The organism is Paraburkholderia phytofirmans, from assembly GCF_046028095.1.
Lineage (GTDB): Bacteria > Pseudomonadota > Gammaproteobacteria > Burkholderiales > Burkholderiaceae > Paraburkholderia > Paraburkholderia phytofirmans_A.
In genome coordinates this window covers 192,060-212,731 of sequence record NZ_JAQQDJ010000001.1, presented here as the reverse complement: position 1 = coordinate 212,731, position 20,672 = coordinate 192,060, and the positions used below count along the sequence as shown (strand labels likewise).

13 protein-coding genes and 2 riboswitches are annotated in these 20,672 nt (G+C 64.1%); of the genes, 5 read left to right on the top strand and 8 right to left on the bottom strand.

Features of this window, described 5'->3' with window-relative positions:
• Positions 1-294 precede the first annotated feature (294 nt).
• The 3 genes from PQR54_RS00975 to PQR54_RS00965 all read left to right on the top strand — a co-directional run bounded on the left by PQR54_RS00975 (position 295) and on the right by PQR54_RS00965 (position 4,378).
• Positions 295-2,541, top strand: coding sequence for a primosomal protein N' (locus PQR54_RS00975; RefSeq protein WP_408243703.1), 2,247 nt, complete (start codon positions 295-297; stop codon positions 2,539-2,541).
• Positions 2,542-2,711: 170 nt separating this feature from the next.
• A complete protein-coding gene (locus tag PQR54_RS00970; RefSeq protein ID WP_408243702.1) occupies positions 2,712-4,133 on the top strand; it encodes a YeiH family protein in 1,422 nt (473 codons plus the stop codon).
• The gene (locus tag PQR54_RS00965) at positions 4,133-4,378 is read left to right on the top strand and encodes a hypothetical protein (protein ID WP_408244233.1); all 246 of its coding nucleotides are present in this window, start codon (positions 4,133-4,135) and stop codon (positions 4,376-4,378) included. The genes PQR54_RS00970 and PQR54_RS00965 overlap by 1 nt, the downstream gene beginning before the upstream one ends.
• Before the next feature lie 245 nt (positions 4,379-4,623).
• Here the strand turns inward: PQR54_RS00965 and PQR54_RS00960 are convergent, their stop codons facing one another.
• The gene (locus PQR54_RS00960; RefSeq protein ID WP_408243701.1) at positions 4,624-4,794 is read right to left on the bottom strand and encodes a hypothetical protein; all 171 of its coding nucleotides are present in this window, start codon (positions 4,792-4,794) and stop codon (positions 4,624-4,626) included.
• A 313-nt stretch (positions 4,795-5,107) separates the two neighbouring features.
• On the opposite strand from PQR54_RS00960, the gene putA reads away from it, so the two are divergent.
• Together putA and PQR54_RS00950 are read left to right on the top strand one after the other, a co-directional pair.
• The gene (gene putA / locus PQR54_RS00955; RefSeq protein ID WP_408243700.1) at positions 5,108-9,037 is read left to right on the top strand and encodes a trifunctional transcriptional regulator/proline dehydrogenase/L-glutamate gamma-semialdehyde dehydrogenase; all 3,930 of its coding nucleotides are present in this window, start codon (positions 5,108-5,110) and stop codon (positions 9,035-9,037) included.
• A gap of 88 nt (positions 9,038-9,125) precedes the next feature.
• Positions 9,126-10,274, top strand: coding sequence for a branched-chain amino acid ABC transporter substrate-binding protein (locus tag PQR54_RS00950; protein ID WP_408207079.1), 1,149 nt, complete (start codon positions 9,126-9,128; stop codon positions 10,272-10,274).
• 142 nt (positions 10,275-10,416) lie between these two features.
• Here PQR54_RS00950 and PQR54_RS00945 read toward each other — a convergent pair whose 3' ends face one another.
• The 7 genes from PQR54_RS00945 to PQR54_RS00915 all read right to left on the bottom strand — a co-directional run bounded on the left by PQR54_RS00945 (position 10,417) and on the right by PQR54_RS00915 (position 20,509).
• Entirely contained in the window at positions 10,417-12,135 is a 1,719-nt protein-coding gene (locus PQR54_RS00945) for a thiamine pyrophosphate-binding protein (protein ID WP_408243699.1), read from the bottom strand.
• 218 nt (positions 12,136-12,353) lie between these two features.
• The gene (locus PQR54_RS00940) at positions 12,354-13,742 is read right to left on the bottom strand and encodes an L-serine ammonia-lyase (RefSeq protein WP_408243698.1); all 1,389 of its coding nucleotides are present in this window, start codon (positions 13,740-13,742) and stop codon (positions 12,354-12,356) included.
• 30 nt (positions 13,743-13,772) lie between these two features.
• Complete coding sequence (locus PQR54_RS00935) at positions 13,773-14,903, bottom strand: alginate lyase family protein (protein ID WP_012434790.1); 1,131 nt, start codon at positions 14,901-14,903, stop codon at positions 13,773-13,775.
• Positions 14,904-15,042: 139 nt separating this feature from the next.
• The gene (gene gcvP, locus PQR54_RS00930; protein WP_408243697.1) at positions 15,043-17,979 is read right to left on the bottom strand and encodes an aminomethyl-transferring glycine dehydrogenase; all 2,937 of its coding nucleotides are present in this window, start codon (positions 17,977-17,979) and stop codon (positions 15,043-15,045) included.
• A gap of 81 nt (positions 17,980-18,060) precedes the next feature.
• On the bottom strand, positions 18,061-18,441 hold the full coding sequence (gene gcvH / locus PQR54_RS00925; protein ID WP_408243696.1) for a glycine cleavage system protein GcvH: 381 nt from the start codon (positions 18,439-18,441) through the stop codon (positions 18,061-18,063).
• 63 nt (positions 18,442-18,504) lie between these two features.
• Positions 18,505-19,623: a glycine cleavage system aminomethyltransferase GcvT gene (gcvT, locus tag PQR54_RS00920; RefSeq protein WP_408243695.1), complete on the bottom strand. Its 1,119-nt coding sequence runs from the start codon at positions 19,621-19,623 to the stop codon at positions 18,505-18,507.
• Positions 19,624-19,703: 80 nt separating this feature from the next.
• Positions 19,704-19,867: riboswitch (glycine riboswitch) on the bottom strand.
• 35 nt (positions 19,868-19,902) lie between these two features.
• Positions 19,903-20,003, bottom strand: a riboswitch (glycine riboswitch).
• Positions 20,004-20,158: 155 nt separating this feature from the next.
• Positions 20,159-20,509, bottom strand: coding sequence for a hypothetical protein (locus PQR54_RS00915; protein WP_408243694.1), 351 nt, complete (start codon positions 20,507-20,509; stop codon positions 20,159-20,161).
• Positions 20,510-20,672 lie beyond the last annotated feature (163 nt).

Here is a 20,672-nt window from a genome sequence, read left to right as displayed (position 1 = left end):
TGCACATTGCAGGCGCATTTGATCTAAGCCTTGTCTGGCAAGGGTTTCACGGGTTCGGGGCAGACTGTGCGGAACCCCACAGAAGGCCGCTGCGGCGCGGTTCCCGGGCCGTCCGGGCAAAGTTCTCAACAAAGTTATCCACAGGCACTCGGACCGATTGCAATTGTTCAGCGGAATCCAAAACTTAGCGCCGAAATTGAAGTTTTACTTTAACTTCTACGGATTCGCCGTCTGCTCAATGGGCACCACGATGTGGCATCGTGTCGCGCTCATTCCCCTGATGTCTGCTGACGCGTGAGCGAAGTGTTCGTCCGCGTCGCGCTGGACCATCCGCTGGCGACCTTGTTCGACTACCGTTTCGACACGCCTGTGCCGGTCGCGCCGGGCATGCTGGTCAGCGTTCCGTTCGGGAAACGCCATGTCGTGGGGCTCGTCTGCGAAGTGACCGCTCACAGCGACGTGCCGGCAGATCGTCTTCGCTCGGTGAATGGCGTGTGCACGGCTTGCCCGCCAGTGTCGTCGGAATGGCTGAGGCTGGCCGCGTTCGCCGCCGATTACTACCAGCGTGGTCTCGGAGAGGTCGCGTTGCCCGCGTTGCCGCAGGCGCTGCGCGATGCGTCGCGCTGGCCGCGCCTGTTTGCGCCGGAAGAGCGCTACAGTCTCACGCCCGCCGGACGCGCCGCCTTGCCCGACGCCCTGTCGGCGCGGGCAAGCGCCTTGCGGAAACTGGCGCAGGCGTTGGCCGAGACGGAGTTCCTGCTTGCCGCCGACGCCCGCGCGCTACACCCCAAAGCGATTGCAACGCTTGAGGCCTGGCAGGCGGAAGGCTGGGTCGCGTTGGACATCATCGAAGCCGCAGCGGCGCTGGCCACGGCCGCGTCGTCTGACGCGCCGGCGCCCGCGCTGCCCACGCTCACGGACGAGCAGGCGGCCGCCGTCGAGGCCATCCGCGATGCCGACGGCTTTGCGCCGTTCCTGCTGCACGGCGTGACGGGCAGTGGCAAGACGGAGGTCTATTTGCGCGCGCTAGCCGAGATTCTGGCCGCGAAGCCCGACGCCCAGGCGCTCGTCCTCGTCCCCGAAATCAATCTGACGCCGCAATTCGAAGCGGCCTTCCGCGCGCGCTTCGCCGCGCTCGAAGGCACGTCGATCGTCACGCTGCACAGCGGCCTCGCGGAAGGCGAGCGCGCCCGCAACTGGTTCGCCGCGCATACCGGTCGCGCGCGCATCGTGCTCGGCACGCGGCTGGCGGTGCTGGCGTCGCTGCCCAAGCTCGCAATCATCGTCGTCGATGAGGAGCACGATCCGGCCTACAAGCAGCAGGAAGGTTTGCGCTATTCGGCGCGCGATCTGGCGATCTATCGTGCAAAGCAACTCGGCTTGCCGGTCGTGCTCGGTTCGGCCACGCCGTCGCTGGAGAGCTGGTGGCAGGCCGACCAGGGCCGCTACAAGCGGCTCACGCTGTCGCGCCGTGCCGTCGCCGAGGCCGTATTGCCCACCGTCAAACTGATCGATCTGGAAGAGGAGCGGCGGCGCGGACGGGCCTCGGTGGAAGGTTTGTCGGGGCCGCTGATCGCGGCGCTGAAGGCGCGGCTCGAACGCGGCGAGCAAAGCCTCGTATTCCTGAACCGCCGCGGTTACGCGCCGCAGCTTGCCTGCGATGCCTGCGGCTGGGTCGCCGGTTGTCCACGGTGCAGCGCGTATGTCGTGCTGCATAAGCCCGAGCGCGCGCTGCGCTGCCACCACTGCGGCTGGGAAGCGCGCATCCCGCGCTCGTGCCCGGAGTGCGGCAACGTCGATATCGCGCCGATGGGCCGCGGCACGCAGCGGGTCGAAGAAACGCTGGCGAGCGCGGTGCCCGGCGCCCGCATCTTGCGCATCGACGCCGATAGCACGCGTCGCAAAGGCAGCGCGCAGGCGCTGTTCTCCGACGTCCACGCGGGCGAAGTCGACATCCTCGTCGGCACGCAGATGATCGCCAAGGGTCACGACTTCCAGCGCGTGTCGCTGGTCGGCGTGCTGAATGCCGACACCGCGTTGTTTTCTCACGACTTCCGCGCGAGCGAACGGCTTTTCGCGCAACTGATGCAAGTGAGCGGACGGGCGGGCCGCGCGGGTTTGCCGGGCGAAGTGCTCGTGCAGACACGCTATCCGCGCCACGCGCTCTATCACGCGCTGGGGCGCCACGACTACGTCGGCTTCGCCAATTCCACGCTGGCCGAACGGCGCGACGCGCACTTGCCGCCATTCGTCTATCAGGCTTTGCTGCGCGCCGAAGGCCGCACGCTCGAAGCCGCGCTCGCCTTCCTGCAACAGGCAGCCGCCGAGTTGACCGGCATTGCGGCCGCCGAACGCGTGACCGTCTACGACGCCGTGCCGCTCACCATCGTCAAAGTGATGCACGTGCACCGCGCGCAATTGCTGATCGAGAGCGCATCGCGGGCCGCCTTGCAGGCGACCTTGCGCGCCTGGCAGCCGCTGCTGCGCAGCCTGAAAGGCGTGCTGCGCTGGAATCTGGAAGTCGATCCGCTCGACATCTAAGGCGCGGTGCCGGGCCGACGCCGTCGTTACTCCTTTCGGTCATATTCTTAGAGCGAATGGTCGTTTCGTTTTGCGACGCCGCTCGCCTATATTTCGCCGAATCGGCGCACTTTCAGGCAAAACTCCAACACTTCGGCGCCGATGCACCTCAACTTCCTCGGGGCATGGCGATGAGCGATACCAATCCGACGCTGCAACCCGGCGCGGCGCCGACGAATCGGCACAGCACGCACGGTGGCGGACTTTTTTCGACTGAAGACTGGTGGGCGGTGTGGGTCGGCCTGCTGGTGATCGTAGTCGCCTGCGCGCTGTTCGCGTCGGGCGGCAGCATCAAGTGGCTGGCGGTGGCGCCTGCCAAATGGTCGAGCGTGGCGCAGGCCGCGCAGGACTTCGGCAAGCACCTGCCGAACTATGCCGCGCTGTTTATCGCGTTCGCGCTGCTTTTCGGCGTGAGCCTGGCGGCGCTCAGGCAGCGGGTCGGCGCTTTCCTGGCCTCGTTCCTGATTCTATTCATCGCGTCGGCGCTGATTTTCACGCTGGGCGCGTGGGTCAACGCGTCGAAGTACAACCTCGAACCGCCGCTCGTCGCGCTGGCGCTGGGCCTGTTGATCTCGAACGTGTTCAAGCTGCCGGAATGGTTTTCGGCCGGCTTGCGCGTCGAGTTTTACATCAAGGTCGGGATCGTGCTGCTCGGCGCGACGTTGCCGTTCACGTTGCTGGTGTGGGCGGGACCGGTGGCGGTCGGGCAGGCGACCATCGTCTCGCTCATCACCTTCTTCGTGATCTTCTTTGCCGCGAAAGCGTTCGGCCTCGACCGGCGTTTTGCCGCCGTGCTCGGCGTCGGCGGCGCGGTATGCGGCGTCTCGGCGGCCATCGCAATTGCCGGCGCAGTCCGGGCCAAACGCGAACAGGCTTCGGTGGCGATTACGCTGGTGGTGCTGTGGGCGATCGTGATGATCTTCGTATTGCCGTTCGCATCCCGCTCGCTCGGACTTTCGATTGCGGTCGCCGGCGCCTGGATCGGCACGTCCGAATTCGCCGACGCCGCCGGCATCGCAGCTGCCCAAGCGTATGGCGACTTCGCGAAACATGCGGGCGGCGCGATTGCCGGTGCGCCGGAGGCGACGTTGCAGGCGTTCACGCTGATGAAGGTAGTCGGCCGCGATATCTGGATCGGCATCTGGGCGTTCGTACTGGCGATCGTCGCGACGACGCGCTGGGAATCGCAGGACAGCGGCGTCAAAGCCAGGGCCAACGCCGGCGAGATCTGGGCGCGCTTTCCGAAGTTCGTGATCGGGTTCGTGATCGCGTCGGCGCTGGTGACGTGGATCGCCAGCCACTATTCGCTGGCCGATTACCGCAAAGTCGTGACACCGGAGTTCGTCGCGCCGATCACGGCGTTGCGCACGTGGGCGTTCACTTTCTGCTTCCTGAGCATCGGGCTGACCACGCGCTTGCGCTCGCTCACCGCCACCGGCCTGAAGCCGTTCCTGGCGTTCACGGTGGGGGTGGTGGTCAATATCGCCATCGGTTACGCGCTGTCCGCGCACGTGTTCGCACCGTACTGGAATAGCTTGGGGCAGGGCTCGTGATGAGGCGCACGGGCCGCTTCGACAGCACGGCGCAGGCGCGCGAAGAAACGCACGCGCCTTGCTGCGCGGGCTGCCGGCATCGCGCTGAGAATCGGGATTCGTTGGAGCAGGGCATTCCGGGTCTCGCCGTGTTCGGTTCCGGTTTCGGCGCGAGCGTAGCGGACAGCCGGCTTTGCCGGTTGCACGACCAACTCGTTTCGCCTCGCGACGCCTGTGCGCAGTTCGAGCCGATTCAGCGGTACTGACGCAACGCCTGCACGCAGCTCAAGTCGATGCGACAGCGCTGACACGGAGCCGTGAACAGTTCGAGCCGATCCCCCGGCGCCGGCACGATACCTGTGCGCAGTTCAAACCGCCCCCCGACATCGACGCGTGCGGACACCTCGCCGCGGCATGAAGCCGGACGTGGCTTTCGCCCGTTCACTGGAGTCAGCGCAAGAGCAGCACCGCTGCGTCCGGCACGGAACGCCGGACGCACCCGCTCAGTCGTTCAATCGTTCAACGCGGCCCGCGCGTCGCCCGCCGAAGCGCGCGATGCCGCTGGCGCACGTTCGTCATCGGGCTCGCGCCTGCCCGGCCCGCTCGTCGCGCCGCGTATGAAGAGGACGCCGCAAGTCGCGCACATCGCCCAGATGCCCAATACCACCAGCCACTTTTCCATTTCGCCTGTCCTCTAAAACCCCGTACCGTTTTTATGTGCGTGCCCGGAGGCCGCGTGCCGCTATGTTCCGTATAACGGCGCGCCGAGCTGTTCTGATAAGGGTAAAAGCAAAAAGAATCACGCCAGGGAAAGTACTAAGCGCAACCGCTATGCCCGCGCTCAGCGCCATCTGGCGCAAACCCCCGCCGCGCAAGGCTCTCAACAGGGTGCAACCATGCGCCGAACATGGTTGCACCTTTTTATTGGGAGGCGTACGATTCGCCCAACTTTTAGTCTTTCCCAGCGCATTCGTTTGGTATCCGAAGAAGGAAACATGGCTAGCACCACCCTTGGCGTCAAGGTCGACGACCTCTTGCGTTCCCGGCTGAAAGATGCCGCTACCCGTCTCGAACGCACTCCGCACTGGCTCATCAAGCAGGCCATCTTCGCGTACCTCGAAAAGATCGAGCACGGTCAGTTGCCGCCCGAACTGTCGGGCGTGACAGGCTCGGCGGATCTTGCCGATGGCGCCTCGGTCGAGCAGGAAGAAGACGGTGCGTCGCACCCGTTCCTCGAGTTCGCGCAAAACGTGCAACCGCAATCGGTGCTGCGCGCGGCGATCACGGCCGCTTATCGTCGTCCTGAGCCGGAATGCTTGCCGTTCCTGGTCGGTCAGGCTCGTTTGCCGGCAAACCTCGCGGGCGATGTACAGACGATGGCCGGCAAGCTCGTCGAAACGTTGCGCACGAAGAGCAAGGGCGGTGGCGTCGAAGGGTTGATCCACGAGTTCTCGCTGTCGAGCCAGGAAGGCGTGGCGCTGATGTGCCTCGCCGAAGCGCTGCTGCGCATTCCCGATCGCGCCACGCGCGACGCGCTGATTCGCGACAAGATCAGCAAGGGCGACTGGAAATCGCACATGGGCCAGGCACCGTCGATGTTCGTCAATGCCGCGACCTGGGGCTTGATGATCACTGGCAAACTGGTGACGACCAATAGCGAAACCAGCCTCTCGTCGGCGCTGACGCGTTTGATCGGCAAGGGCGGTGAACCGCTGATCCGCAAGGGCGTCGACATGGCGATGCGCCTGATGGGCGAGCAGTTCGTCACCGGTGAGAACATCTCCGAGGCGCTGGCCAACAGCCGCAAATACGAAGCACGCGGATTCCGCTACTCGTACGACATGCTCGGCGAAGCGGCCACCACCGAAGCCGACGCGCAGCGCTACTACGCGTCGTACGAACAGGCGATCCACGCGATCGGCAAGGCGGCTGGCGGACGTGGCATCTACGAAGGCCCGGGCATCTCGATCAAGCTCTCCGCGCTGCACGCGCGCTACTCGCGTTCGCAGCAGGAACGCACGATGAGCGAACTGCTGCCGCGCGTGCGCTCGCTGGCGATCCTCGCGCGCCGCTACGACATCGGCCTGAACATCGACGCCGAAGAAGCCGACCGCCTCGAAATCTCGCTCGATCTGCTCGAAGCGCTGTGCTTCGATCCGGAGCTGGCCGGCTGGAACGGCATCGGCTTCGTGGTGCAGGCGTATCAGAAGCGTTGCCCGTTCGTGATCGACTACATCATCGATCTGGCGCGCCGCAGCCGTCACCGCATCATGGTGCGCCTCGTGAAGGGCGCGTACTGGGATACCGAAATCAAGCGCGCGCAAGTGGACGGCCTCGAAGGCTATCCGGTCTACACCCGCAAGATCTACACGGACGTGTCGTACGTTGCCTGCGCCAAGAAGTTGTTGAGCGCACCGGACGCGGTCTATCCGCAGTTCGCCACGCACAACGCCCACACGCTCTCGGCGATCTATCACCTCGCGGGCAACAATTACTACCCCGGCCAGTACGAGTTCCAATGCCTGCACGGCATGGGCGAGCCGCTGTACGAGGAAGTCACCGGCCGCGACAAGCTGAACCGTCCGTGCCGCGTGTACGCGCCGGTCGGCACGCATGAAACGCTGCTCGCGTACCTCGTGCGCCGTCTGCTGGAAAACGGCGCGAACACGTCGTTTGTGAACCGCATTGCCGATGAAAACGTCGCGATCAAGGACCTGATCGCCGACCCCGTCGACGAAGCCTCGAAGATCGTGCCGCTCGGCGCGCCGCACGCGAAGATTCCGCTGCCGCGCAATCTGTTTGGCGCCGAGCGTCTCAATTCGATGGGCCTCGATCTGTCGAACGAGCATCGGCTGGCGTCGCTGTCGTCGGCGTTGCTGGCGAGCGCGCATCATCCGTGGCGCGCCGCGCCGATGCTCGAGGACAACGAAATCGCCGTGGGCGTTGCGCGCGATGTGCGCAACCCGGCGGATCATCGCGACCTCGTCGGTACCGTCGTCGAAGCGACCCCGGAGCATGTGAGCGCCGCGCTGGCGCATGCTGTCGCCGCCGCGCCGATCTGGCAAGCCACGCCGGTCGATGCGCGCGCTGATTGCCTCGCGCGTGCCGCCGATCTGCTCGAAGCGCAGATGCATACGCTGATGGGTCTGGTGGTGCGTGAAGCCGGCAAGTCGCTGGCCAATGCGGTCGCGGAAATCCGCGAAGCGATCGACTTCCTGCGTTACTACTCCACGCAGATTCGCGACGAGTTCTCCAACGACACGCATCGCCCGCTCGGTCCAGTGGTCTGTATCAGCCCGTGGAATTTCCCGCTGGCGATTTTCATGGGCCAGGTGGCCGCGGCGCTGGCTGCCGGCAACACCGTGCTCGCGAAGCCGGCTGAACAAACGCCGCTGATCGCCGCGCAAGCCGTGCGCATTCTGCGCGAAGCCGGCGTGCCGGCGGGCGCAGTGCAACTGCTGCCGGGCAATGGTGAAACGGTCGGCGCTGCGTTGGTCGCCGATCCGCGCACTCGCGCGGTGATGTTCACCGGTTCGACCGAAGTCGCACGCCTCATCAACAAGACGCTGTCGAGCCGCCTCGATCCGGACGGCAAGCCGATTCCGCTGATCGCCGAAACGGGCGGCCAGAACGCGATGATCGTGGACTCGTCGGCGCTCGCTGAACAGGTGGTTGCCGACGTGCTGCAATCGTCTTTCGACTCCGCCGGTCAACGGTGTTCCGCGCTGCGCGTTCTTTGTCTGCAGGACGATGTCGCTGACCGCACGCTGGAGATGCTGACGGGCGCGATGCGTGAACTGGCTGTGGGCAATCCGGACCGTCTGTCGATCGACGTCGGCCCGGTGATCGACCTCGACGCGAAACGCGGTATCGACGCGCACGTCGCGACGATGCGCGAAAAAGGCCGCAAGGTCGAGCAATTGCCGATGCCCGACGGCTGCGCGCAAGGCACCTTCGTTCCGCCGACGCTGATCGAACTCGACAGCATCGACGAATTGAAGCGCGAAGTGTTCGGCCCGGTGCTGCACGTGGTGCGTTACCGCCGCAGCCAGCTCGACAAGCTGCTCGAACAGATTCGCACGACGGGCTACGGCCTGACGCTCGGCATCCATACGCGGATCGATGAAACCATCGCTCACGTAATTAGCCGCGCGCATGTCGGCAATATTTATGTGAACCGCAATGTGATCGGCGCGGTGGTGGGTGTTCAGCCCTTTGGTGGCGAAGGTTTGTCGGGCACGGGTCCGAAAGCGGGTGGCGCGCTGTATTTGCAGCGTCTGCTGGCGACGCGTCCGGCCGGTTTGCCGAAGTCGCTCGCGCAGGCATTGGTTGCGGATGTACCGAACGCAGCCGAAAACAGCGACAATCCGTCCGCTGCATTGACGGCTTATCGCGATTGGCTGATCGCAGAACAACAGCCGGTGCTGGCCGCGCGCTGCGACGGTTATCTGTCGCATGTGCCGGCGGGCGCCACCGCGGTACTGTCGGGACCGACTGGCGAGCGCAACACGTACACGTTGGGCGCGCGCGGCACGGTGCTGTGCATTGCGTCGACGGCGAGCGGCGCGCGCGTGCAATTTGCCGCGGCGCTGGCTACGGGAAATCGCGCGTTGTTCGAAGGCGCGGCTGGTGAACAATTGGTGGCGCAGTTGCCCGCGTCGCTGAAGTCACGTGCGAGCGTGAAGAAGAGCGCCGATGCAACGTTCGACGCCGTGCTGTTCGAAGGCGATAGCGACGAACTGCTGGCGCTGGTGAAGGAAGTCGCGAAGCGTCCGGGCCCGATCGTGTCGGTGCAGGGCGTTGCGGCAGGCGCGCTGGAAAGCGGCGATGAAGATTACGCGCTCGAGCGTCTGTTGACGGAACGCTCGGTCAGCGTGAATACGGCAGCAGCAGGCGGTAATGCGAATTTGATGACGATCGGTTGAGCGAACCTTAACGATCTTTTCAAAAAAGAAGGAAGCGGTACGGCGACCCCGAAACCGCTCCATCCACACCTGGTACCAAGGAGAAGCTATGCAACACAAGATGAAACAGCTGGCAGGCGCTGCACTGGTTGCAGCGATGTCGCTGGCGGGGACGGCCAATGCTCAATCGACGGAAGATGTGAAGGTCGGCTTTGCCGGCCCGATGACGGGCGCGCAGGCGCACTACGGCAAGGACTTCCAGAACGGCATTACGCTGGCGGTGGAAGACATGAACGCGACCAAGCCGGTGATCGGCGGCAAGCAAGTCCGCTTCGTGCTGGACTCGGCCGACGACCAGGCCGACCCGCGCACCGGTACGACGGTTGCACAAAAGCTGGTGGATGACGGCATCAAGGGCATGCTCGGCCACTTCAACTCGGGCACCACGATTCCGGCTTCGCGCATTTACGCGAACGCGGGCATCCCCGAAATCGCGATGGCGACGGCGCCGGAATACACGCAGCAAGGTTTCAAGACCACGTTCCGCATGATGACGTCCGACACGCAGCAAGGTTCGGTCGCCGGCACGTTCGCGGTGAAGACCTTGGGCATGAAGAAGATCGTGATCGTCGACGACCGTACGGCTTATGGCCAGGGTCTGGCGGATCAGTTCGAAAAGGCAGCGAAGGCTGCGGGCGGCCAGATCATCGATCGTGAATACACGAACGACAAGGCCGTCGACTTCAAGTCGATCCTGACCAAGCTGAAGTCGGTCCAGCCGGATCTGATCTATTACGGCGGCGCGGATTCGCAAGCGGCACCGATGGTCAAGCAGATGAAGGCACTGGGCATCAAGGCGCCGCTGATGGGCGGCGAAATGGTCCACACGCCGACGTTCATCCAGATCGCGGGTGACGCGGCAAACGGCACGGTGGCCTCGCTGGCTGGCTTGCCGCTGGAAGAAATGCCGGGCGGCAAGGACTACGTCGCGAAGTACAAGAAGCGTTTCAACGAAGACGTGCAAACGTACTCGCCGTACGCTTACGATGGCGCAATGGCCATGTTCGACGCAATGAAGAAGGCGAACTCGACCGATCCGGCCAAGTACCTGCCGGTGCTCGCGAAGACCTCGATGCCGGCAGTGACGTCGGCGAATCTTGCGTACGACAGCAAGGGCGATCTGAAGAACGGCGGTATTACGCTGTATAAGGTTGTCGACGGTAAGTGGACGACGCTGCAGAGCGTGGGTGGGAAGTAACTAGCTTTTCCTGCTAAAGCACTTTGCTGCCGTGTGATGGTTTGACACGGCAACTGGCGCAAAAAAGCCCTGCGGTTTTCGGCACGCAGGGCTTTCCGTTTGGTACTTCGCGACGTCGCGTGCCAATTGAACGGCGGCGCGATTACTCCCCGCGCATCTTCCTCCCCTGCTCCCTGATCTGCTCCAACGTCGCGCCCGGCGTGCTCGCTTCCTGCGGCATGCGAATCTCGATCACTGCCGCGCGCTTCGCCTCAATCGAACGCTTTAACGCAGGCAGAAAATCCTCAGTCCGCTCCACCGTCTCACCATGCGCGCCGAACGAGCGCGCGAACGCCGCGAAATCCGGATTCGTGAGCCCGGTGCCATGTACCCGCCCAGGATAATGCCGCTCCTGATGCATCCGGATCGTGCCGAAGTGACCGTTATTCACCACGATGAAAAGCACGTGCAGGTCGTACTGCATCGCCGTCGCGAGTTCTTGTGCGGCCATCATGAAGCAACCGTCGCCGGCCAGCGCCACAACCGCGCGTTGCGGATACATCGACTTCGCCGCGATCGCCGCCGGCACACCGTAGCCCATCGCGCCACTCGTCGGCGCGAGTTGCGAACGGTAATGACGATACGAAAAATGCCGATGCAGCCACGTTGCGTAATTGCCCGCGCCGTTGGTGAGAATCGCGTCGTCCGGCAGATGCGCGCGCAACTGCTGAATCACTTCGCCCATCTGCACATCGCCGGGAATCTGACGCGGCTTGCGCCAGTCGAGATACGCCTGATGCGCCTCGCTCGCTGTGCCCGACCAGGCGAGTTGCTCGGACAAAGGCTCCAGCTCCGCAAGCATTGCTGCCAGCTCCGGCATGCCGGACACGATCGGCAGATCCGCCGCATACACGCGACCCAATTCCTCCGCACCTTGATGCACGTGGATGAGCGTCTGCTTCGTCTTCGGAATGTCGAGCAACGTGTAGCCGTTGGTCGTCGCCTCGCCCAAGCGCGGCCCGATCGCGAGCAGCACGTCGGCGTCACGGATGCGTTGCGCGAGCGCCGGATTGATACCGAGGCCGACGTCGCCGGCATAGTTCGGATGCTCGTTGTCGAGCGTGTCCTGAAAGCGGAATGCGAGGCCGACCGGCAATTGCCAGTTTTCCACGAAGCGCTGAAAGTCCGCGCACGCAGCCGGCGTCCAGCCGCTGCCGCCCGCGATCACCATCGGCCGCTGCGCGCCTTCGAGCAATACGCGCAACTTGTCGATCTGCGCCGCCGACGGTGACGCCGCCACGCGTTGATAAGCCGGCGCGCCGGCCACCGCTGCGCAGGCATCGCTCAACACGTCTTCTGGCAGCGACAACACCACGGGGCCAGGCCGTCCCGACGTGGCCGTGTGAAACGCATGGCTCAGATACTCGGGAATACGCTTCGGATCGTCGATTTGCGCGACCCATTTCGCCATCTGACCGAACATGCGCCGATAGTCGATTTCCTGGAACGCCTCGCGATCGAGATGCTCACGCGCGCATTGGCCGATCAGCAGAATCATCGGCGTGGAATCCTGATACGCGGTGTGCACGCCGATCGACGCATGCGTGGCGCCCGGTCCGCGCGTGACGAGCGCGACGCCCGGTCGCCCCGTCAATTTGCCGACGGCCTCCGCCATGTTCGCCGCGGCCGCTTCGTGACGGCAAACAATGGTCTGGATGCGTTCGGTTTCGTCGTGCAGCGAATCCAGCACAGCGAGAAAGCTCTCGCCGGGCACACAGAAAACACGTTCGACACCGTGCGTGAGCAAAGCATCGACGACGAGACGCGCGCCGGTGGTTTGAGCGGTGGCGGATCCGGAAACGGGAGCATTCGGCTGCGACATTGCGATGAAGCCTCCAGGCAGTGCATGAGTGCGATGTGAGATGCAAGCATCGGCGGGACACTGGCCGATGCGGCGCTTCGACAGCTTACGCCGAGCGCGCCTGCGCTGTCACGGCGCAGCGCAACCGTCCTGCTCGCGCGTGACGTGACACGCAAATAAAAAACGCGGGCCTGATAGCCCGCGTCGTCATTCATCGTAAAGCCAGCAAACCGCGCAACTCAACACTCGACGATATTCACCGCCAACCCGCCGCGCGACGTTTCCTTGTACTTGGTCTTCATATCCGCGCCGGTCTCGCGCATGGTCTTGATCACCGAATCGAGCGACACGTAGTGGCTGCCGTCGCCGCGCAGCGCCATGCGCGCGGCATTGACCGCTTTCACCGATGCCATCGCATTGCGTTCGATACACGGAATCTGCACCATGCCGCCGACCGGATCGCACGTCAGCCCGAGGTTGTGCTCCATGCCGATTTCCGCGGCGTTTTCGACCTGCCGCGGCGTGCCGCCCATGACGGCGGCGAGCGCGCCCGCCGCCATCGAACAGGCGACGCCCACTTCGCCCTGACAGCCCACTTCGGCGCCCGAAATCGACGCGTTCAGCTTGTACAGAATGCCGATCGCCGCCGCGGTCATCAGGAAGTCGATCACGCCTTGCTGATTAGAGCCCGGCATGAAGCGCGTGTAGTAATGCAGCACGGCCGGGATGATGCCGGCCGCGCCGTTCGTGGGCGCCGTCACCACGCGTCCGCCGGCGGCATTTTCTTCGTTGACGGCGATCGCGTAGAGATTGATCCAGTCGATCATCGACAGCGGATCGCGCAACGCCAGCTCAGGATTGCCCGACAGCGCGCGATACAACTGCGGCGCGCGGCGCTTCACCTGGAACGGACCGGGCAAGTTACCGTCGGCATCCGGATTGTTGATGCCGCAACCCCGCGATACGCACGATTGCATCACGTCCCAGATCTTCAGCAGGCCCGCACGCGTTTCTTCTTCCGTATGCCAGACGCGCTCGTTTTCCCACATCAACTGGGCGACGCTCTTACCGGTCGATTCGCACAGCGCAAGCAGCTCGTTGCCGCTGCGAAACGAGTACGGTAGTTGATCGACGGCGGCCAGCACTTTCGTGTTCGGCGCGCCGGCCGTCACCACGAAACCGCCGCCCACCGACAGATAGGTCGACTCGCGCAACGTCTCGCCCTGCGCATCGAGCGCACGCAACTTCAGACCGTTCGGATGCTCGGGCAGCGCCTGACGATAAAACGAAATGTGGTCCTTCTGCACGAACGGCACCTCGTGCGTGCCGAGCAGCGGCAGCTTGCGGGACACGCGCACCGCCTCAAGCCGCTGCGCGATCGTGTCCGGGTCCACGGTGTCGGGCGCATCGCCCATCAGACCGAGCATGACGCCGCGATCGGTGCCGTGCCCTTTGCCCGTCGCGCCGAGCGAGCCGTACAACTCCACTTTCACCGACGCGGTCGCAGCAAGCAGCCCATCGCGTTCGAGCCCTTGAGCGAACATCAGCGCCGCGCGCATCGGCCCGACCGTATGCGAACTGGACGGACCAATGCCGATTTTGAAGAGGTCGAAAACGCTGACTGCCATTTACTGCTCCCTGCTATTGATAAAGTTGGTTTACCGCGCCGGCAGCGGCAAACACACGGCGAGCCACGCGGGCGGCGTCGGTGCGAGCTGAAGCGCGATCGGCGTATAGCGCCCGTCGAGGCGCGCCGCCAGATGAAACAGTTCCGTCGCGTTCTTCGGATCCCACTGACCCGAATAGCCGGGCAAGCCGGCCTCGCGACGTCTTGCATCGAACGGAACGCTCGAATGCACGAATTCTTCATGCGTCTTGCTGCCGGCCGCATACGGCGCCAGCCAGTTGAGCGCGGCTTGCAGCGAGGCGCCATCCGCGCCCTTCTCAGGCAACCAGTTGCGGTTATGGCGGCGCGCGGCGAGCGCGGCTGTCACGAGCGGCTGCAAGTCGTAGGTGACGTAATGCAGCGCGTCGCGTTCGCTGAAATCGATCGTCGAACCGTCCGGCTCGATGTTGTCGCCGATATGCTCGACGAACAGACGCTGGGCCGCATTGATCATCTTGCGGTTGTCGAGCGTGAACGCGGCCATGGCGATCAGCTTGATCCGATGGCTTTGCCAGTTGTTCCTGAACGTTCCCTTGAGCGGGCGCGGCTGCGCGTCGATTTGCCCGATGTAGCCGTTCGCGAGCTTCGTCAGGAACGCCATCGACGCATTGCGCGTTTTCACCGGCAACGCGCTCGCCGTCATGTCGTACGCGAGAATCAGTCCTTCGAAACGGGTTTCGTCGATCGGATTGAAGCTCGGTTGATAGGTCGTGACCCATGCGTATAGCAAGCGGTCGACGAGCTTGAGATAGCGGTCGTCGCTAGTGGCGCGCCAGGCAAGTGCGGCGTCGCGCAACAGATCGAGATCTTTCTCCGCTTCGACGCTCTGGTCGTAAATGCCTTCGTGCGGCAGCGTGCCTTCGGTATGCAGTTTCGCCAGCGCATGCGGCTGGTCGTTCAGATGAGCCTGCACATTGCTCACCAGCGCTTTCACCCCGGGATCGGCGTTCGTTCGTTCGCTGGTTTGCAGCGCGGGCGCCGCACAAAAATTCATCGCGGCCTGCGCTTGCCTCAGCGGCAGCAGCACGGCTGCGCCAGCCAACAGCAGCGCGCAGGCTTGCCGCCAGTTCGGCGCTCGCGTTGCTTCGGTCCGGCTTTGCATCAATCGCACCTTTCGCGCCATGCGAAACTCCTCGTTAGGCTTATTCGGTGTGTGATGTTAGCCGTTTGCGGGCACGAACGACAGAGAGCTCAGGACAGAGCCCCGCACCGCCCTGCCGCCTCTCTTCAAGACAGTGGGCGATGCGCGGCAGAGAGCCTGCTTACTCGTAGTCGGCGATCGGCACGCAGGAGCAGAACAGATTGCGGTCGCCGTACACGTTGTCTGCGCGGCCGACGGGTGGCCAGTACTTCTTCGCGATCAGCGTGGGCAGCGGATACGCCGCGGTTTCGCGCGCATACGCGTGCTTCCAGTCATTCGCGATCACCACCGCTGCCGTGTGCGGCGCATGCTTCAGCGGATTGTCCTCGCGATCCGCGCGGCCTTCTTCCACCGCGCGGATTTCCTCGCGGATCGCGATCATCGCTTCGATGAAACGGTCGAGTTCTTCCTTCGATTCCGATTCGGTCGGCTCGACCATCAGCGTACCCGGCACCGGGAAGCTCATGGTCGGCGCGTGGAAGCCGTAGTCGGCGAGACGCTTGGCGACGTCGTCGACGGTGATGCCGCTGGTTTCCTTGATCGGACGCAGATCGAGAATGCACTCGTGCGCGACCAGTCCGCCGGGGCCCGAATACAGCACCGGATAATGCGGCGCGAGTTTCTTCGCGACGTAGTTCGCGTTGAGGATCGCGGTTTCGGTCGCGGCGGTGAGGTTCTTCGCGCCCATCATCGCGATGTACATCCACGAGATCGGCAGGATCGACGCCGAGCCGTACGGTGCGCCTGACACCGCGCCGATGCCGTTCGGCGCGCGTTCATAACCCGACGAGATCTGGTTCGGCAGGAACTGCGCGAGATGCGCGCCGACCGCAACCGGACCGACGCCCGGTCCGCCGCCGCCGTGCGGAATGCAGAAAGTCTTGTGCAGATTCAGGTGCGACACGTCGCCGCCGAACTGGCCCGGCGCTGTCAAACCGACCATCGCGTTCATGTTCGCGCCGTCCACATACACCTGGCCGCCGTGCGCGTGCACGATCTCGCAGATCTCGCGGACGTTCTGCTCGAACACGCCGTGCGTGGACGGATAGGTGATCATGATCGCCGCGAGTTTGTCGGCGTGCTGCTCGGCTTTCTTCTTCAGGTCTTCGATATCGACGTTGCCTTGCGCGTCGCAGGCCACCACAACCACCTGCATGCCGGCCATTTGCGCCGAAGCCGGGTTCGTGCCGTGCGCCGAAGCGGGAATCAGGCAGACGTTACGATGCCCTTCGCCGCGCGATGCGTGATACGCGTGGATGATCAACAGGCCGGCGTATTCGCCTTGCGAGCCGGCGTTCGGTTGCAGCGACACAGCCGCGTAACCGGTGGCCGCGACCAGCATCTCTTCGAGCTGATCGATCATCTCGCGGTAGCCGACGGTTTGCTCAGCCGGCGCGAACGGATGGATCTGGCCGAATTCAGGCCACGTGACCGGCAGCATTTCCGAGGTCGCGTTCAGCTTCATCGTGCACGAGCCGAGCGGGATCATCGAACGGTCGAGCGCGAGGTCCTTGTCCGACAGGCTGCGCAGATAGCGCAGCATTTCCGTTTCCGAATGATGACGGTTGAACACGTGATGCGTGAGGTATGCGCTGGTGCGTTCGAGCGCGGCCGGCACCGATGCGGTGTTCGACGCGGCGAGCTTTGCCTCGAGTGCATCGACTTGCGGTACATCGCTGGTGAAAGCCGCTTGCGCAAAAACGGCGAGCAGATCGGCGAGATCGTGGCGTGTCGTGGTTTCGTCGATCGACAGGCCCACTTGCGTGGCGCTTACGCGACGCAGATTGATACGCTTCGCGGTGGCCGCGTCGAGCAGCGCTTGCGTGCGCGCGCCGGTGTCGAACGTGAGCGTGTCGAAGAAAGTTTCATTCGCGAGCGTGTAGCCGAGTTGCTTCGCGCCTTCCGCCAGCAACGCGGCGATGCGGTTCACGCGCAGCGCGATGGTCTTCAGGCCGTGCGGACCGTGATAGACGGCATACATGCTGGCCATGATCGCGAGCAGCGCTTGGGCGGTACACACGTTCGAAGTGGCTTTCTCGCGGCGGATATGTTGTTCGCGCGTTTGCAGCGCTAGGCGCAATGCGGGGTTGCCTTGCGCGTCGACGGTCACGCCGACGAGGCGGCCCGGCATCTGACGCTTGAATTCGTCGCGCACGGCGAGGTAAGCCGCGTGCGGGCCGCCGAAGCCGACCGGCACGCCGAAACGCTGCGTATTACCGACGGCCACGTCCGCGCCCCATTCGCCCGGCGGCGTGAGCACGGTCAGCGCGAGCAGGTCGGCGGCGACCACCACGTGGCCGCCCGCTGCATGGATTGCTTCGGTGAGCGCACGGTAGTCGCGCACGTCGCCGTTCACGCCCGGGTATTGCAGCAGCACGCCGAACGCATTCGCGTTCGCGGCTTCCGCAGCCGGGCCCACTTTCACTTCGATGCCGATCGGCGTGGCGCGCGTCTTCACCACTTCGATGGTTTGCGGCAGCACGTCGTCGGCCACGTAGAACACGTTCGACTTCGGCTTGCCGACGCGTTGCAGCAGCGTCATCGCCTCAGCGGCGGCGGTGGCTTCGTCGAGCAGCGAAGCGTTCGAGATCGCGAGACCCGTCAGGTCGACGATCATCTGCTGGAAGTTCAGCAGCGCTTCCAGACGGCCTTGCGAGATTTCCGGCTGATACGGCGTGTACGCGGTGTACCACGCCGGATTTTCCAGCACGTTACGCAGGATCACCGTCGGCGTGTGCGCGTTGTAATAGCCCTGTCCGATGTACGAGCGGAACACCTGGTTCTTGTCCGCGAGTTCGCGCAGCGCGGCGAGCGCTTCCGCCTCGCTCTTCGGTTGCGCGAAGGGGCCGAGCGGCAGCGTTTCGGTGCGGCGGATCGTCTTCGGAATGACGGCGTCGATCAGCGCTGCGCGCGACGCGAAGCCGAGAGCTTCGAGCATCGCGTGCTGGTCGGCCGCGTCCGGGCCGATGTGCCGTTCGGCGAAGGCGTCATGCACTTCGAGCGCGGCGAGCGAGAGAGGAGTGCGGTTCATCAGACGATCCGGGTGTTCGAGCTTCATGGGTGTTCCTGGCGGTGCGGCGTCCTTTTGGCATTCGAAAAAAGGACGCGCCGCACCTGTCGGGTTAAACGTAAAGGTGAATCAGGCGCCGATCGACTTGGTGTACGCGTCGGCGTCGATCAGACGGTCTTGCGTGGCGTCCGCAGCCGGCTTGATCTTGAAGAGCCAGCTTTCGTACGGCGTGCTGTTGACCGAATCAGGCGTGTCGGCCACGGCGGTGTTCGCCTCGATGATCTCGCCCGAGACCGGCGCGTAGATATCGGAAGCGGCCTTCACCGATTCGATGACAGCGACGGTGTCGCCCGCGGCAACGGTCTTGCCCAGTTCCTGGACTTCGAAGAAGACGATATCGCCGAGCGCTTCCTGCGCGTGGTCGGTGATGCCGACCGTCAGCGTGCCGTCCGCTTCGGTGCGGACCCACTCGTGCGATTCGGTGTATTTCAGATCGGCCGGGATGCTCATCGGATGCTCCTATGCGGTGTGATTCGGTAGTGACTTAAGAGAGTTGCGCACGCGCCGGTTTGCTTAAACCGCGAGCACTTTGCCATTGCGCACGAACGGCAGTTTTACCACGCTTGCAGGTACGTTTTTGTCACGAATCTGAACGTGAACGGTATCGCCCGGCTGCACGCCTTTCGGCACGCGCGCGAAGGCGATCGATTCCTGCATGGTCGGCGAAAAAGTGCCGCTGGTGATTTCGCCTTCGCCGTGCGGCGTGACGACTTTTTGATGAGCACGCAGCACGCCTGCTGCCTTGCCGTTTTCTTTCAGCAGAATCAGGCCGACGAACGCAGCCTGCGAACCGTCCGCTTCCAGCTTGCCTTTGCCGACGAAGTCGCGCGGCGAGGTGAGGTCGACCGTCCAGGCGAGGCCGGCGTCGAGCGGCGAGACGTCGTCGTCCATGTCCTGGCCGTACAGGTTCATGCCGGCTTCGAGACGCAGCGTGTCGCGCGCGCCGAGACCGGCCGGGCGCACGCCTTGGGCTTGCAATGCATTCCACAGCGCTTCGACGTGATCTGCGGGAACGATGATTTCGAAGCCGTCTTCGCCGGTGTAGCCGGTGCGGGCGACGGTCAATTCGCCGAACGGCGTGTCTTCGATGCGGGCGGCGTTGAAGGGCTTCAGCGCTTCGGTGGCGGCGCGCGCGGCCGGCACGGTCTGCCAGACTTTTTCGCGCGCATTCGGACCTTGCACAGCGACGATCGCATAGTCGCGGCGCGGCGTGATGGTCAGGCCGAAGCCGCCTTCGGCGTTGAGCTGGCCGAACCAGGCGATATCTTTATCAGCGGTGCCGGCGTTGACGACCACGCGGAAGTGGTCTTCGCCGAAGTAATAGACGATCAGATCGTCGATCACGCCGCCATTCGGGTTCAGCAGACAGGAGTACAGCGCGCGGCCGGGCGTTTGCAGCTTGGCGACGTTATTCGCCAGCGCATATTCGAAGAAAGCGCGTACGCGCTCGCCGGTGAAATCGACGACGCACATGTGCGAGACGTCGAACATGCCGGCGTCGGTGCGCACGGCGCGGTGTTCGTCGATCTGCGAGCCGTAATTGACGGGCATGTCCCAGCCGCCGAAATCGACCATGCGGGCATTGAGCGCACGATGGGTGGCGTTGAGCGGGGTGTGTTTGAGTTCGGTCATGGGGCCTCGGGCGTCTCGCGAAACAAAAAAGGCCATGCGGCGCTACGCCTCGCGGCCTTTTGGCTGCGAGCGATGCGTTGCATGGCCCCTCTGTCCTCGATACCTGAGAGATTGCGTTGCCGTGGTCACGCTGACGTGCCGCGGTGAAACGCGCGCCCCTTCGGTGGGCAGCTTGCCAGATCCGCTCGCGCTCATACGAAATGCGCGATGCAGACGGCTACTGCCGCTCTCCAGAGTGCGAAAAACCGGTGCCTCGATGTTGCTTTGGAGGCGGGTTTTTCGACGCGGTCGGTCCTTTTGCCTGAGAGTTTGCGGGTGTGCCCCTTCGGCGGCGCGGCCTGCGGTTTTCTGCGGCCAGCACGCTCTCCCGACGCGTGCGGCGAATGTACGCGAGGGCCGGGGGCTTGTCAAATAAAGGCCCGCGAGCGGCGCGGCGGTTGACGGAGCGTCTTCGCACTTGTCAAAAAAAAGCGCGGGACTTGATGCCCGCGCTCGTGCTGCTTCGGTGTGGAAGCTGGAATTGATTCTGGCGCGATTATTCGCCGATGGCGTGTGCCGCGTTGTCCAGTTCCTGATTAAGCACGCGCTGTTCGTCGCCGGACAGGCCGCCGCCGTGTTGCGCGGCCATGTCGTGCGCTTCCTGGCGGATCACGTCGAGGCGATGGTGCAGCGCGCCGCCTTGGGGCGGCGGGTAATAGCCCTGATTCACGCGGTTGTCGATCCGGCGGCTGAGATTGTCGATGCGGCCGTCGACCTGACGCAGCCGCTGATCCGCGATCTGTTGCGGGTTGGGACGAGGCGCGGGCTGGGGTTGAGGCGCCATCACACAGGCGGCGAGGGAACTGAGCAAGGCGCACGCGGCGAGCGCGCGAATAGTACGGGGCATGGACACTCCGGAAGTCATTGTCGTTTTGTGGTGCTACCCGGGTAGCAACGGATGACTACCGGGCCGCGCTGACCAGCAGCACGGCCTGATTTGTAACGTTATGTTCCTTTCGGGCTTGTCAGCGTTTTTTGGCCCGCACCGCGTGCACGGCAAGTGCAGTTTT